The following is a 14,286-nucleotide window of genomic DNA, read 5'->3' on the forward strand; positions in this document are numbered from 1 at the left end:
AATCGTAACACTCAGTGAGTAACTGTTAACGTTTTGATTACGAAAAAGATAGTATTGAGCCTGACCTCTTTAAGGAGATAGCGTAACCTTTATGCTGTCTCCTTTTGTTTTTAAGGCGTTTAAATCAAAAAGTTTCTGGCGTGAGGTGCTAACGGTGAAAGCGTTATTAATATGGTTGGCCGTGCTGATGACCAGTATTCCTTTGGCGGGATATGCTGACACAGACGATGAATTAGCCGTCCCAGACGGGCCTGTGATTTTGACCGTTACCGGCAATATTGACCATACCAACGTTGCCAGTGAAGCGCAGTTCGACCGTGCCATGTTAGAAGCGCTACCCCAGCATGAGTTCGATACCAGCACACCTTGGACCGAGGGCATTAGCCACTATCGAGGCCCTTTAATGCGTGATCTGCTGGCGCGCTTAGATGCCCAAAGCGATGCGGTACACGTGACCGCTCTGAATGGCTACGAAGCGGAAATACCGGTAAGTGATTTTGAAACGTATGACGTCATCCTCGCGCTGGAAAAAGATCAAAAAGCGATACCAATCCGTGAGTACGGTCCGTTATGGGTGCTCTATCCTTTTGATCAAGACGAAGCGCTGTTGAGCGAGAAAATACGCTTTAGAGCGGTATGGCAGGTTATGCATATTGATGTCCGCTAGCGCATCAACCGCACAGGCCTTTAGCCTGCTGCGTTATCCCCGTCGTTTTAAGCTGGTGGCTATCCTGGCCGTGTTGCTCTTTGCTGCCGCGTTGGTGGTGGCAACGTTGGCCGCCTGGCGGCAGGAAAACCTTAACCAAAGCCTGCGCGAAGATACCGCCTGGGTGGTTTATAAACTGGATCGTGACGCGGTACAGCTATTAAATCACTTGCTGGCGGTAACGCGTGGACCGCTCGCGCCTGAGACCCACGATGAGCTGAACCTCCGTTTTGAGCTGTTATACAGCCGCCTTACGCTGCTTAATGAGGGAGAGGTGAGTACGCTCTTACAACAGCTCGATATCGCCCGGGCGTTGTTAGGCGATATACAGCAACAGCTGGATGTGCTGGATGGTATGTTTTATCCCTACGATGAGCCTGCCGCCGGTGAGGGCATAGGTCCATTGCCGATTATAGCGCTGGAAGAGGAATTGCAGGCGCTAACGCGATTAACAGAGCGTCTGGTGATTGCGATTAATGGCTATTTGGCCGAGTCGGCGACTGAAGAACGCACACAACTCAGCCTGCTCTATAAGTTACTTATGTCGCTCATCATTGGCATGAGTTTAGCGGCCTTTATGGTGATTGCTTTTCTGGTGCGGGAAATGCGCGAGAGTGCAGCGATCAGGCGTGAACAGGAACAACTTGGCCGGCAACTGGAAGTGACTGCCAAGCAGGCACAAGCGGCGAACCAAGCGAAATCAGACTTCCTCGCTATGGTCAGCCATGAGATTCGTACCCCGCTGAACGGTGTGATTGGTATGAGTGAGCTACTGCGGGAATCGGCGAGCCCCGCGCAGGTGGAGGATTACGCCCATACGATTCACGATAGTGCCAATCAACTGCTGGCAATGATCAATGAAATTCTTGATTTTTCTAAAATCGAAGCAGGCCACTTAACCCTGGAAACCGCGCCGACGGCGCTTAAACCACTGGTGGATAGTGTGGCAGTGCTGTTTGCACCCAGAGCAAAAATTAAAGGGTTGGCACTGATCGTTTACGTTGATCCGCTGGTGCCTGCCTGGGTGTTGGTGGATGCTGGGCGTTTGCGGCAGATACTGCTTAACCTGATAGCAAATGCGATTAAATTTACTGACCGAGGAGAGGTCAGGGTTAAAGTCTCCTCGACGGTGGGGCAGTTACTATTTGAGGTAATCGATACCGGCTGTGGCGTGAGCGAGCCACAGCAAACGCGGCTCTTTGAACCTTTTCAGCAGGCAAATGAGTCGGTGGCGCGCCGCTTTGGTGGAACCGGGTTGGGGCTTGCGATCTGCAAGCGGCTCAGCGAAGCCATGCAAGGGCGGTTAGGGGTGAAGAGCCAAATCGGCCAGGGGAGTACTTTCTGGTGCGAGCTGCCCTTGGTAGAGGCTGACCCTGTTTCAGCATCACTGCCCGTGATGCCTAATCGCGATTTTGCCGGCACCACGCTTCTGCTCGTTGAAGATAACGCCGTCAACCGCAAAGTAGCGATTGGCTTGCTAGCGCACTTGGGCTGCGATGTCGTTTGGGCTGAAAATGGCCATGACGCGCTGGCAATGGTGTGGTCGCAGCCCGTGGATTTGATCTTTATGGATATTCAATTGCCCGATATGGATGGTCTAACGGTTACTCGGCGTTTGCGTGAACAGGAGGGATGGCTGGCAAGTGTGCCGATTGTGGCCATGACAGCCGGCGGCGCTGAAGATGATCGTCAACGCTGCTTGGCGGTAGGCATGAACGATTACATCACCAAGCCGCTGTCGCTCTCTGCGTTAAGTGACGTACTTGCGATACAGCTGTCTACCCTGCCAAGCGCTGCTCCAGTGCCTTCATTAGGGAATGATACAAAAGCGTTAAACCAGGAACAGCCGTTACTTAATCACGCAACCCTAACGATGTTGAAAACGACCCTGGGAGAGGCGAGCCTGACGCAGCTGATCACGCTTTACCACCAGCAAGCCAACGATTACACCGCTCAAATGACTGCCTGCTTGTCCGCATCCCTCTTAACAACGGAACAGCAGTATCACATCGCTCGTCTGGCGCACCAGCTGCGCGGTGAGTCCGTCAGCATGGGCGCTGGCCGAGTTGCCGAACTGGCAAGGCAGCTTGAAACGCTAGCAAAGACTGATAAAGCCAACCCAAGCCAGCTTGATGATGTATTCAGCACATTAAAGCTCGTAGCCGCGCACACCCATGCGGCACTGGAGACATGGCGTTGTGACAACTTATCCGATTGAAAAAGGCATTCTGACGGCGGCTAGCCAGCAGGCGGTCGCTTCTCTCGCCGCCAAAGAGCTTGCCGCGGCGCTTTATCATGAACACTTGGGTTTCGTGCTTTTCTTCTGCAGTGCAGAGTATGACCTAGCGGCGCTGGCGGCTGAATTAGCGCATAGCTTTCCCTCGACGCCACTAAGTGGCTGCACCAGCGCAGGGGAAATTACTCCACTTGGCTATGACCGTGGCTCGATTGTGGCGATGGGGTTCGACCGTCGCTGGTTTGCCATCGAAACAGCGCTGATTGATGACCTTGATCATTTTGAGTTGACCAATGCGCAGCCGCTCGTTGATACGTTACTTGAGCGTTGCCGCCATCAGGCCATTGCACCGATCAACGAACACAGTTTTGCCCTGACCCTATTGGACGGTCTGTCGAGCCGCGAAGAGCAGGTACTTGCTACCTTGGATGCAGCGCTAGGTCGTATCCCCAGCTTCGGCGGCTCGGCAGGCGACGATAACCATCTTAGCCATACCCACGTGTACAGCGCTGGGCGCTTCTATACTCGGGCAGCGGTCGTCATCATGATCAATACTCGGCTGCCCTTTGAAGTGTTTTCCACCCACCATTTGACGCCGCTAGCTCACAAGCTGGTCGTGACGGAGGCGAACCGAGAGCAACGGCGGGTAATTGAACTGAATGGTTTACCCGCCGCGCAGGTATATGCCGATTTGGTTGGGGTTGGGCCTAAACAGCTCAACGCTGCGATTTTTGCTCGTCATCCCTTAGCGGTGCGTATCGGTGGACAGCACTATGTGCGCTCCATCCAGAGCGTTAATAGCGACAGCAGCCTGAGTTTTTACTGTGCGGTAGAAAATGGCATCGTGCTTACAGCCATGCAACCAACACCGCTACTCGACGACCTCAACATCATGCTTGAAGGCGTGAGTGCTCGGCTAGGGGTGCCTAGCGTCATCATTGCCTGCGACTGTTTTTTACGCCGTATGGAGCTTGAAGCACTGGATCATTTAGACCAAGCGTCGCAACTGCTGCGCCAATCCCGTGTGGTGGGGTTCAATACCTACGGCGAGCAACATCATGGTATGCATGTGAATCAAACGTTTACGGGGGTGGCGTTTGGAACTCTTCCAGTTAACGACGTTTAACACCGACGCGCCAGAACACAGTGACCCAGCGGGCGCCACTCACGCAACTGATATGGCAGCGCTGTGCGAAGAGAATCGCCGTCTACGTAAGGTCTGCCAAGCGCTCATGGAACGGGTAGAAGGGGACGGCAGTGTCGAGGGCGCCCCTTACGCTGCCTTTGAACGTTCGGTGTTATTGGCGGAGCAGGTGCGTGAACGTACCGATACGCTGCACCGCACCTTAGACGAGCTGGGCCAGGTCAATACGCGATTATTGGCCGCAAAAGCCGACGCCGAGGCGGCCAATCTTTCTAAAACAAAATTCCTCGCCGCGGTGAGTCACGACCTGCTGCAGCCATTAAACGCTGCCCGTCTGTTTGCCAGTGCCCTAGAAACCCATGCACTACCTGAGGCTTCCCAAGCGCTGGTGGGCCATATTGGTCGTTCACTAAAAGATGTTGAAGGCCTCTTGGGCACGCTGGTGGATATCTCCCGCTTGGATGCGGGGGTACTACAGGCCGATAAAGCACCGTTTGCGGTAAGCACACTGCTGGATGCGTTGGCGGAGGAGTATCGTCAAGTGGCTGGCGTTAGGGGGTTGGCGCTGCACTATGTGCCCTCGAGTGCGGTGATTGAATCCGACTTGGCGCTGCTGGCGCGGGTAATTCGCAATTTTCTGAGCAACGCCGTGCGTTATACCGAGCATGGTCGCGTGCTGCTGGGCTGTCGGCGCCGTCGCGAAGGGTTGGAAATTATGGTCGGTGATACCGGCCCTGGTATTCCCGAACAGCAGCGCGAAGCCATCTTTCTCGAATTCCGACGTGCCAACCATTCCCAGGGGGCCCACTCTCGTGGCTTGGGATTGGGGCTGGCGATCGTTGATCGTATCAGCACGATGTTAGAGCAGCCGGTATCGCTCACTTCTCGACCTGGTGTGGGAGCACTTTTCTCGATCACCGTGCCTTACGCGGCGGCCTCCACCTCGTCGCTGCCAGTACGCTACGCCTCGCCCTTATCTGAAATAGAAGATCCGTTGCAGGGCTGCATTGTGTGGGTGATCGACGATGACTTGGCCATTATCGAAGGCATGCAGGCACTGTTGGGGAGCTGGGGATGTCGAGTGCGCGCGGCTGCCACGGTCAGTGCCCTCGAAGCTGCCAGCGATGGTGAGCGTCCGGCGGTGCTACTGGTGGATTATCACTTGGGTGACCACCGTGAAACCGGCATTGATTTAGCAGCAAGATTACAGCGCCGTTACCCCGGCTTGGCATCCGTCGTGATAACGGCCAACCACGAGGCTGAGATCAAGCGTGCCACCCGTGAGGCGGGCATGCACTGTTTGCTCAAACCGCTAAAACCACTGCGGCTGCGCATGCTACTGGGCACGCTGCTGAATAGAGGCTAGTGGGGCCGGTTAGCCTGATGGAAAGGTAAGTCTTCTTCACCGGCAATCACGATCGCATGCACTCGGCTGGTGGCTTTTAATTTCCGCAAAATCGCCGACACATGGGTTTTAACGGTGGTTTCGGCAATCACTAGCTCTCGGGCAATCTGCTTATTGGACATGCCTTTGGCCATGCAGACCAGCACGGCCAACTGCTTATTGGTCAAGCGCGACAAACGTTCATTGGTTGTCGAGGCACTTGCGATGGTGGGTGCCAAAACGGCCCGCGGCGCCGGGCGGCGCATCACATCAGGCGGAAGGTAGAGCTGGCCTTCCAGAATCTGCGTTAATGCAGCGAGTAGTGTTTCTCGCGGCGTGGATTTTGGAATATAGCCCACCGCGCCAAGGGTGATGGCGTCTAATACCAGTTGGCGCTCCTGATGCGCAGACACAATCGCCACCGGCAGCCAGGGAAACACGTCACGCAAGTGGGTGAGCCCCTCGAGACCTTCGGCATCGGGCAGGCTTAAGTCCAGCAATAACAAATCCAGCTCAGTGTGCTCTTCCACCAGTGATATCGCCGCCGCGAGGCTCTCTGCTTCCAGCAAATGGGCATTCACTAAGCCACTGCTAATCACGGTTTGCAGCGCATCACGAAACAGCGGATGGTCATCTGCCACCAACAGGGAATACATGGCGTCTCCTACCAAGGGATGAGAACTACTCCTGCCATCGGGCTATATCGCCATTTGCTTTTATGAACAACACTCTCTAAGCACCTTTAATAATCATAATACCCAGGAGCTCAACAATGATCTACGCCAACCCAGGTGATACCGGTTCAGTGGTGTCCTATGAGAAACGCTACGGTAACTATATCGGCGGTGAATTCGTTGCCCCGGTCAAGGGTCAGTATTTTGACAATATCAGCCCCATCAATGGGCGCGTCTTTTGCGAAATCCCCCGCTCGACGGCAGAAGACATCGATAAAGCGCTGGATGCTGCCCACAAAGCAGCGCCCGCTTGGGGCAAAACATCGGTTCAAGAGCGCAGTAATATCCTCCTAAAAATCGCCGACCGCATTGAGCAAAATCTTGAAATGCTCGCCGTTGCCGAAACCTGGGATAACGGTAAAGCGGTGCGCGAAACCCTCAACGCCGATATTCCGCTGGCTGTCGACCACTTCCGTTACTTTGCTGGCTGTCTACGCTCACAAGAAGGCACCGCGGCGGATATTGACGCCAACACGGTCTCTTATCACTTCCACGAACCGTTGGGGGTGGTGGGTCAGATTATTCCCTGGAACTTCCCGATTCTAATGGCCGCCTGGAAGCTGGCGCCTGCGCTGGCCGCGGGTAACTGCGTGGTCTTGAAGCCTGCGGAACAAACCCCTGCGTCGATTCTGAAAGTGATGGAAGTGATTGGCGACCTGTTGCCGCCAGGCGTGCTCAATATCGTCAACGGCTTTGGTGCTGAGGCAGGACAGGCGCTGGCCAGCAGCAAACGCATCGCCAAAATTGCTTTTACGGGCTCGACACCCGTTGGCTCGCATATACTGAAATGTGCAGCGGAAAACATTATTCCTTCTACCGTTGAGCTGGGCGGTAAATCCCCGAATATCTACTTTGCCGATATCATGAATGCCGAACCGACGTTTATTGATAAAGCGGTAGAGGGCTTGGTGCTGGCGTTCTTTAACCAGGGCGAAGTGTGCACCTGCCCCTCGCGGGCGTTGATCCAGGAAAGCATGTACGACGCGTTCATGGCCAAGGTGATCGAGCGCACAAAAACCATCAAACGCGGTAACCCGCTGGATACCGATGTGCAGGTAGGCGCTCAGGCCTCCCAAGAGCAGTTCGACAAGATCATGTCTTACATGGATATCGCCCGAGATGAAGGTGCGGAATTCCTCACCGGCGGTAATAAAGAGACCCTGGATGACAGCATCAACAGCGGTTACTACATCCAGCCCACGTTGCTGAAGGGAAACAACCAGATGCGCATCTTCCAGGAGGAGATATTTGGCCCAGTGGTGGCTGTCACTACCTTCAAAGACGAAGAGGAAGCGCTAGCGATTGCCAACGATACTGAGTTTGGTTTAGGCGCAGGCGTGTGGAGTCGTGATATCAATGTTGCTTTCCGCATGGGCCGCGGCATTCAAGCCGGTCGTGTGTGGACCAACTGCTACCATCAGTATCCCGCCCACGCGGCGTTTGGTGGCTACAAGAAATCTGGCGTGGGCCGCGAAACCCATAAAGTGGCGCTCGAGCACTACCAGCAAACTAAAAACTTGCTGGTCAGCTACGACATCAACCCGCTGGGCTTTTTTTAACGTTCCAGGTGTTGAATAGCCGCTAAATAGCCTCCCAGCACGGTATCAGCTACTGCCGGGAGGCTTTTTATACTCCCTCTTATCCAGCACTACCTAGCCAGCACTACCCAGCCAGCGGCGCGACATGCGTTCGGCATGTGACAGGTTGCTGACGACCGCTAATTTACCCGCTTCGCGTTTGATTCCCGCACGCTTTAACTTCAAGGCCATACGCGGCGGTAGCCCCACAAACATAACACCGACCCCTTGCTCGCCTAGTTCCCGTCGCAGTGTATCCAGCGCCACCATGGCGGTGGTGTCCAGACTAGGGACGTCACGCATATCCAGCACAATGATGCGTACGCCATGATCAATGACCCGCAGCGTGGCAATGGCTTTCTCTGCGGCGCCAAAAAACAGTGGCCCGCTGATTTTATAGAGGGCTACTTCGGATGGAAAATGTTCGCCCATTGGCGGTGCTGCCAAACGCTGGGTATAGGTTAGCTGCGCCATGCGGCGGATAAACAGCGCGGCAGCCAGGCCAATGCCCACAGCCACCGCGATCACCATGTCGAAAATAATCGTCAGTGCAAAGCAAATCACCAGTACCCAAACATCGCTGGCAGGCGCGCTTTTCAGCGTATGGACAAAGTGGTGTGCCTCGCTCATGTTCCAGGCAATAATAAACAGCAGTGCCGCCAGGGCGGCCATAGGGACATGCCCCAGCACATTCGCCAGCGCAATCACCGCCATTAATATCACTAATGAGTGAACGATAGCGGCGAGGGGAGAAAACGCGCCACTTTTGATATTGGTCGCGGTGCGGGCCAACGCAGCCGTAGCGGTAATGCCGCCAAAGAAGGGCACCACGAGGTTGCCAAGCCCTTGGCCAATCAATTCGGCGTTGGGATCATGGCGAGTGCGGGTTAAGCCATCGGCAATGACAGCGCACAATAACGACTCGATGGCAGCCAGTAAGGCGATTGCCAACGCAGGGCCCAGCAGTGCTTGTATTAGTGCAAAGTTAATCCTAAGCGGTGAGCCATCGGCGCCAGGGAAATGCCATGGCGCGATAAAGCTGGGCGCGAAGGGAGGGATGCCGCTACCGGTTTCGTCTTCGAACGCCCAGCTAAAGCGTGAAGCGATCGTATCGACCTCAACACCTCCCATCAGCAGCAGTGCGGCGGCTAGCGTACCCGCCGCTAAACCTACCAGGGGGGCTGGTACCGGTGTATTCAAGCGCGGCCAGACTAACAGCGTTGCCAAGGTCACAAGGCCTACGCTAATTTCCGACAGCGACAGGCTTGGCAGCGCGCGGCCAATCGCCAGTACGTTACGCAGGGTGCTGTCGCCTAACGCTACGCCGGCCAAGCCAAGAAAGTCGGGCAACTGTAATAGCGCAATCACCACGCCGATACCGGCGGTAAACCCCAAAATGACCGGATAAGGCACATACTGAATCAGGCTGCCCAATCGTGACAGCCCCAGCAAGACTAAAATAAACCCCGCCATTAGGGTGGCTATCAGCAGTCCGCCCAAGCCATGGTTAGCCACAATGGGAAAGAGAATGACCACGAAGGCCGCGGTGGGTCCGGAAATGTTAAATCGTGAGCCGCCGGTTAAGGCGATGACCGCCCCCGCGACGATAGCCGTATATAGGCCGTGCTGGGGAGGCACGCCGGTCGCAATTGCCAGCGCCATGGAAAGGGGTACGGCCACCACACCAATCGTTAGTCCCGCCATTACATCGCGCTTCAACTTGGCAAGCGTGTACCCTTCGCGCCAAGCGCTAAGTAACGCACTGCCAGGCATCGGGAAAACGTACCCCGAGGGTCGATGCGCGCGGGACATGAGCCGCCTCCTAAGCAATAGGGAAATCAGCTCTTTACGCTACTCCGGCCCCGTGATTTGCACAACAAGGCGTTAGTCGTGAAGCCATTCGGGCACAAAAAATCCCGGCGCAGAGGCCGGGATGTTAAGGGTTGCTTTCCTGTTGATGGGCATGTTGACGGACAGGGTAAGGGTTTAGATTTGTGAGTCTTCCGGGGGCTCACCAATCGTACCAGGCATTGCCTGCACATGGCCCATCTGCTGGCCCGCCAAGGTAAGGAAGTGCAGATGGCGCTCATATTCGCCAACCAAATCACCAATCACTTGCCCGCGGGTGTAACCGTTAAGATCTTTATCCTGGCCGCCCTCTGCCAGGTACACGTCCAAGCGTACATAAAAGTCGTCATCGGCAGGGATGAAACTGGGTGTGCGCATGCGGTGTGGGCAAACCTGATATACAAAGCTAGTGGCTTCGCCGAAGTCGACCTGGAGGGTCAAGTTCGGTAGCGCCTCGCCCTCAACGTGCTCTTCAGTCACATTGGCGGTTTGGCCACGGCTCTCAAGCTCCTGGGCGAACTGGGTCATTGCCGGGCGAATCGAATGCTCAATCGTTGCAGCCGCACCGGCGCGGTTAGAGGTATCCAAGGCGCGGTCCAAACGCTCTTTCCAATCGCCACCAGGGGCGCTACCGGCAATCATGCGTCGTGCATCGGCCTTGCTGCCTTCCATTTTCAGGGCTTTATACATGCCGACCATGACCGCGAAAATGACCAGCGAGAACGGCAGCGCGGTGATGACCACGGCGCTCTGCAGCGCATTCAATCCACCCGCCATCAGCAGGGCAATAGTGATCAAACCAATCGTCGCTGACCAGAAAATACGTAGTTTCACCGGCGCATCGTGGTTCACATCGCTCAAAATAGAGGTGAAATTAGCAAGCACCAGCGCACCGGAGTCCGCTGAGGTAATAAAGAACACGATACCCAGTACGGTGACGACCGCAGCGGTAAGGCCCACATAGGGGTAGTATTCCAGTAGTGTGTAAAGCGTGGTTTGCGGCGTATTGAGCGCCTGCTCACCCAGCTCGGCAACGCCTTGGTTGGCCACCAGCTCGATGCCGCTGTTACCGAATACCGACATCCACACCATCATGAACGCGAGCGGAATAAACAAGGCGCCTGCGACGAATTCACGGATAGTACGACCCCGGGAAATACGCGCCAAGAACAGCCCTACAAAGGGTGTCCAGGCAATCCACCAGCCCCAGAAGAAGATCGTCCACCACATTTTCCACTCTTGAGCACTTTCATCGGCAAAGGCATAAGTGTCGAAGCTGGCGCCCACAAAGCCCGATAGATAATCACCGGCGTTGTTGACCACTTTATCCAGCAGCACCAGGGTATCGCCTGAAAAGAGTACGAACAGCATCAATGCAAGTGCCAGCAGCATGTTGAATTCTGATAAGCGGCGAATGCCTTTCTCGACTCCAGTGACTACCGAAATCGTCGCTAATATCACGACGAGGACAATCAGGATCACCTGCACGGTGAGGGTTTCCGGCACACCGAACATATAGGTGAGGCCGTAGTTCAACTGCATTACCCCAATGCCGAGGCTGGTCGCAATGCCGAACACGGTGGAGATGACCGCAGTGATATCCACCGCGTTACCAATCGGGCCGTGAATACGCTTGCCCAAGATCGGGTAAAGCGCACTGCGAATCGCCAGTGGCAAACGATGACGGTAGCTGAAGTACGCCAGCGCCATACCCATCAACACGTACAGCCCCCAACCGGAGAGCCCCCAGTGCAGATAGGTTTGAACGACGGCGTTACGCATTGCTTCCTGACTTTCCGGGGTTAAATCCGGCGGTGCCAAATAGTGCGCCACCGGCTCGGCAACGCTGAAGAACAGCAAGTCGATGCCGATACCCGCGGCAAACAGCATGGCTGACCAGGAGAGCAGCGAGAACTCAGGCCGAGAGTGATCGGGACCCAGACGAATGCTGCCAAAGCGCGACATGCCGATGGCGACGACGAAAACCAAGTAAGCCACGATGGCGAGCATGTAGTACCAGCCAAAGGTTTTGCTCACCCAGGCAAGGCCAGCATCAAAAAAGGCGCCAGCTTGCTCAGTGAACATCATGGTAAGCACTAAAAAGATAAGGATACCGGCCACACTGCCGTGAAAAACCACGGGATTGAGGCGGTCGCGGGAGGGAAGGACGGGATTGTCTTTCGCCATCGAAGTGGACTCCTTGTGTTGAAGGGGTGGATGAAATATTTTATTTTGAATGAACGTTCAAATAAAATACGCGATTAAGCGCTCCCCTTCAAGTTACCCTCTCTCCTATAAGTTGAATTAGCGTGAGGCCAGCAATCATCTGACCAACATGCGGATACAAAAACGCCCGGAAAACCGGGCGTTAGAAAGAGTGTTAACGATAACCAGCGTTTATTCGCTATCAGCACCGTTTTTGCTATCAACGTAGTGGCCGCGTTTGCCGTGCTCGCTACGATGCTCTTCACGGACATCGTGCATCGCGCTGCGCAGCGCTTCCTGCTCTTCGTCTGAGAGTATTTCAGCAATCCGCTCGTGATGCTCTTCACGCAGTGCGTGCATAGCTTCACGGTGTTCAGCGTGAGCTTCGTTGAGCTCAGCCTGCTTCTCTTCCGAGATTTCTGCGCGCTGATATACCGCTTGGCGGCGCTCCTCCATGCGCTCTACCATACGCTCGTGATCAGGGCCTGTGCCTTCGTGGTCGCCGTGGTTATCCGCTTGAGCGGTAATCGCTAGCGGTGCAATCGCAATCGCCAGCAGGGCCGGGGCAAGCAGTTGGCGAATCGACATTTTCTGAGTAGTGGTTGCTTTCATAGCATTTCTCCGGGTGAGTTGACGATGCCAGTATCGCTAGGTGGCGTGCAAACCGTTTGCAGAGAGTGTGCAATAATCAAGATCTTATTGGCTTGTGGCAGGTCGTATTGAAGTGGGTGAGGGGTCACCCCGTTATCAAGGAGCATTATAATGTCGCGAACTGAACTATTTCGCGCGTGGCAACAGCATGACGCGTTGACTACCCTGCGCCGGGTCACCGGTCTGGGAGCGCTTACCTTACTACTGAGTGGGTGTAGCGCTTCCCAACACATTAGCCAGGGCGAACCAGCGGTTGAGAGTAACCCGCTGCATGAACCCCAGCCCTTTACGCGCTTGGCCCCAGTCACTTACACGCCCGACGTCTGGCCGCAGGCGTTGAAGGCGAGTGTTTATCTGCCCCGTGGGGCAACGGATACACTGCGCCCAGCCGCCCTAGTGGTGCATGGCGGTGGTTGGCGTAATCGCACACCTGAAGATATGCAGGGCATTGCCGAACAGCTAGCAGGGCAAGGCTATGTGGCGGTTAATGTTGAGTACCGTTTTGCACCTGAATACCGTTTTCCCAGCCAACTGCATGATTTGCAGCAGGCCATGGCCTGGATTCACGCCAATGCCGATGAATGGAAGGTGGATGCCGATCGCATAGTGGGTGTGGGCTTTTCATCAGGCGCACACTTAGTGAGTTTGTTAGCACTCGCGGGCGCCGAAGGGCCGCTGGCGGAACCTTATGGCGGTGAGCAGAGCCGACTGGCCGCGGTGCTGGCGGGTGGCCTACCCAGTGATTTGCTTAAGTTTGATGATGGGCCGCTGGTGGTGGATTTTATCGGCGGCACCCGCGCACAAGAGACCGAGGCGTATCGGCTCGCGTCGCCTGCCTGGCAAATTACCCCCCAGGCGCCGCCGTTCTTTCTCTTCCACGGTAAATGGGACAAGCTCGTGCCGGTGGATCACGCCACGGACTTCTATCAAGCGTTGCAAGATAACAACATCGAAAGCGAGCTATACCTGCAGCGCTGGCGCGGCCACATCACCAGTTTCCTGCTACGTGGTGGCGCCATCGATGCAGGCATCGCCTTTCTCAATCGGCAGGTAAACCCCTAGCCTTCCGGCTGATACTTATAGCCGACGCCATATACCGAGCGGATGATTTCCAGTTCAGGCAGCGCTTCGTGGATCTTCTTGCGCAGTTTTTTGATATGACTGTCCACGGTGCGCTCCGAGACGATGCGGTTATCGCGATACATATGATCCATCAGCTGTTCGCGGCTGAAAATACGCCCAGGTGCCTGCATCATTACCCGTAATAACTGAAACTCCACCGCGGTCAGTCCTAAATCCTGACCGTGGGCGAGGGCTTGCCAGCCATCTTCGTTTAACACCACCGGTGCATTTTGTACCTCACTCGGCGTCTCGGCTGCCGCTTGGCTACGGCGCAGTACCGCTTTAACGCGGGCGACGACTTCTCGCGGGCTGAACGGTTTGCAGATATAGTCATCGGCACCCAGTTCAAGGCCTAGCAGGCGGTCGACCTCTTCTACCTTGGCGGTGACCATGATGATCGCTATGGAAGGCCACTGCTGTCGAATTTCCCGGCTTAGGGTGAGGCCATCTTTACCGGGCAGCATGATATCGAGCAGCACCAGCGCTGGTGAGTGCTGCTCCAGCCACGGCATCACTTCATCACCGTGGCCCAGGGTGGTGACCTCAAAGCCATGAGTGGTTAAGTAGTCCTCCATCAGGCGGGCAATTTTCGGTTCATCCTCAACAACGAGCAAAGAGGCAGCATGCGACATAGGGGGAAACTCGCTTAGCAGTGAACGGGAAAGCATGGCTTAACTCA

The 14,286-nt window shown here is 55.4% G+C and carries 11 protein-coding genes; 6 read left to right on the plus strand and 5 right to left on the minus strand.

The features are described 5' to 3' along the window. Window positions 1-91 precede the first annotated feature (91 nt). Genes ACUN8H_RS06510 through ACUN8H_RS06525 form a run of 4 tightly spaced genes read left to right on the plus strand, consistent with a single transcriptional unit; the run spans window position 92 to window position 5,452 of the window. Complete coding sequence (locus ACUN8H_RS06510; RefSeq protein ID WP_445531335.1) at window positions 92-667, plus strand: molybdopterin-dependent oxidoreductase; 576 nt, start codon at window positions 92-94, stop codon at window positions 665-667. Continuing rightward, window positions 657-2,924, plus strand: a complete 2,268-nt coding sequence (locus ACUN8H_RS06515; RefSeq protein WP_445531336.1) for an ATP-binding protein — start codon at window positions 657-659, stop codon at window positions 2,922-2,924. The genes ACUN8H_RS06510 and ACUN8H_RS06515 overlap by 11 nt, the downstream gene beginning before the upstream one ends. After that, complete coding sequence (nosP, locus tag ACUN8H_RS06520) at window positions 2,905-4,068, plus strand: nitric oxide-sensing protein NosP (protein WP_445531337.1); 1,164 nt, start codon at window positions 2,905-2,907, stop codon at window positions 4,066-4,068. The genes ACUN8H_RS06515 and nosP overlap by 20 nt, the downstream gene beginning before the upstream one ends. Continuing rightward, a complete protein-coding gene (locus ACUN8H_RS06525; RefSeq protein ID WP_445531338.1) occupies window positions 4,040-5,452 on the plus strand; it encodes a hybrid sensor histidine kinase/response regulator in 1,413 nt (470 codons plus the stop codon). Before nosP ends, ACUN8H_RS06525 begins: the two co-directional genes overlap by 29 nt. On the opposite strand, the gene ACUN8H_RS06530 is transcribed toward ACUN8H_RS06525, so the two are convergent. After that, window positions 5,449-6,126, minus strand: coding sequence for a response regulator (locus tag ACUN8H_RS06530; protein WP_445531339.1), 678 nt, complete (start codon window positions 6,124-6,126; stop codon window positions 5,449-5,451). The genes ACUN8H_RS06525 and ACUN8H_RS06530 overlap by 4 nt on opposite strands. Window positions 6,127-6,242: 116 nt before the next feature. On the opposite strand from ACUN8H_RS06530, the gene exaC reads away from it, so the two are divergent. After that, complete coding sequence (gene exaC, locus ACUN8H_RS06535; protein WP_445531340.1) at window positions 6,243-7,763, plus strand: acetaldehyde dehydrogenase ExaC; 1,521 nt, start codon at window positions 6,243-6,245, stop codon at window positions 7,761-7,763. A gap of 93 nt (window positions 7,764-7,856) precedes the next feature. Here the strand turns inward: exaC and dauA are convergent, their stop codons facing one another. The 3 genes from dauA to ACUN8H_RS06550 all read right to left on the minus strand — a co-directional run bounded on the left by dauA (window position 7,857) and on the right by ACUN8H_RS06550 (window position 12,446). After that, window positions 7,857-9,593 (minus strand): C4-dicarboxylic acid transporter DauA, encoded by a 1,737-nt coding sequence (gene dauA / locus ACUN8H_RS06540; protein WP_445531341.1) that lies wholly within the window; start codon window positions 9,591-9,593, stop codon window positions 7,857-7,859. A gap of 174 nt (window positions 9,594-9,767) precedes the next feature. Further along, the gene (gene betT / locus ACUN8H_RS06545; RefSeq protein WP_445531342.1) at window positions 9,768-11,816 is read right to left on the minus strand and encodes a choline BCCT transporter BetT; all 2,049 of its coding nucleotides are present in this window, start codon (window positions 11,814-11,816) and stop codon (window positions 9,768-9,770) included. 210 nt (window positions 11,817-12,026) lie between these two features. Then, the gene (locus ACUN8H_RS06550) at window positions 12,027-12,446 is read right to left on the minus strand and encodes a hypothetical protein (RefSeq protein WP_445531343.1); all 420 of its coding nucleotides are present in this window, start codon (window positions 12,444-12,446) and stop codon (window positions 12,027-12,029) included. A gap of 150 nt (window positions 12,447-12,596) precedes the next feature. On the opposite strand from ACUN8H_RS06550, the gene ACUN8H_RS06555 reads away from it, so the two are divergent. Then, window positions 12,597-13,547, plus strand: a complete 951-nt coding sequence (locus tag ACUN8H_RS06555) for an alpha/beta hydrolase fold domain-containing protein (protein WP_445531344.1) — start codon at window positions 12,597-12,599, stop codon at window positions 13,545-13,547. Here the strand turns inward: ACUN8H_RS06555 and ACUN8H_RS06560 are convergent. Beyond that, the gene (locus ACUN8H_RS06560) at window positions 13,544-14,239 is read right to left on the minus strand and encodes a response regulator (protein WP_445531723.1); all 696 of its coding nucleotides are present in this window, start codon (window positions 14,237-14,239) and stop codon (window positions 13,544-13,546) included. The two genes, ACUN8H_RS06555 and ACUN8H_RS06560, sit on opposite strands and share 4 nt — an antisense overlap. Window positions 14,240-14,286 lie beyond the last annotated feature (47 nt).

This window comes from Vreelandella sp. V005, from assembly GCF_052645115.1.

What these genes read in the sequence shown, in the direction of transcription:
- betT (WP_445531342.1), bottom strand. Translation starts at nt 11,816, where the DNA reads ATGGCGAAAGACAATCCCGTCCTTCCCTCCCGCGACCGCCTCAATCCC.
- exaC (WP_445531340.1), top strand. Translation starts at nt 6,243, where the DNA reads ATGATCTACGCCAACCCAGGTGATACCGGTTCAGTGGTGTCCTATGAG.
- ACUN8H_RS06515 (WP_445531336.1), top strand. Translation starts at nt 657, where the DNA reads ATGTCCGCTAGCGCATCAACCGCACAGGCCTTTAGCCTGCTGCGTTAT.
- ACUN8H_RS06555 (WP_445531344.1), top strand. Translation starts at nt 12,597, where the DNA reads ATGTCGCGAACTGAACTATTTCGCGCGTGGCAACAGCATGACGCGTTG.
- dauA (WP_445531341.1), bottom strand. Translation starts at nt 9,593, where the DNA reads ATGTCCCGCGCGCATCGACCCTCGGGGTACGTTTTCCCGATGCCTGGC.
- ACUN8H_RS06560 (WP_445531723.1), bottom strand. Translation starts at nt 14,239, where the DNA reads ATGTCGCATGCTGCCTCTTTGCTCGTTGTTGAGGATGAACCGAAAATT.
- ACUN8H_RS06530 (WP_445531339.1), bottom strand. Translation starts at nt 6,126, where the DNA reads ATGTATTCCCTGTTGGTGGCAGATGACCATCCGCTGTTTCGTGATGCG.
- ACUN8H_RS06510 (WP_445531335.1), top strand. Translation starts at nt 92, where the DNA reads ATGCTGTCTCCTTTTGTTTTTAAGGCGTTTAAATCAAAAAGTTTCTGG.
- ACUN8H_RS06550 (WP_445531343.1), bottom strand. Translation starts at nt 12,446, where the DNA reads ATGAAAGCAACCACTACTCAGAAAATGTCGATTCGCCAACTGCTTGCC.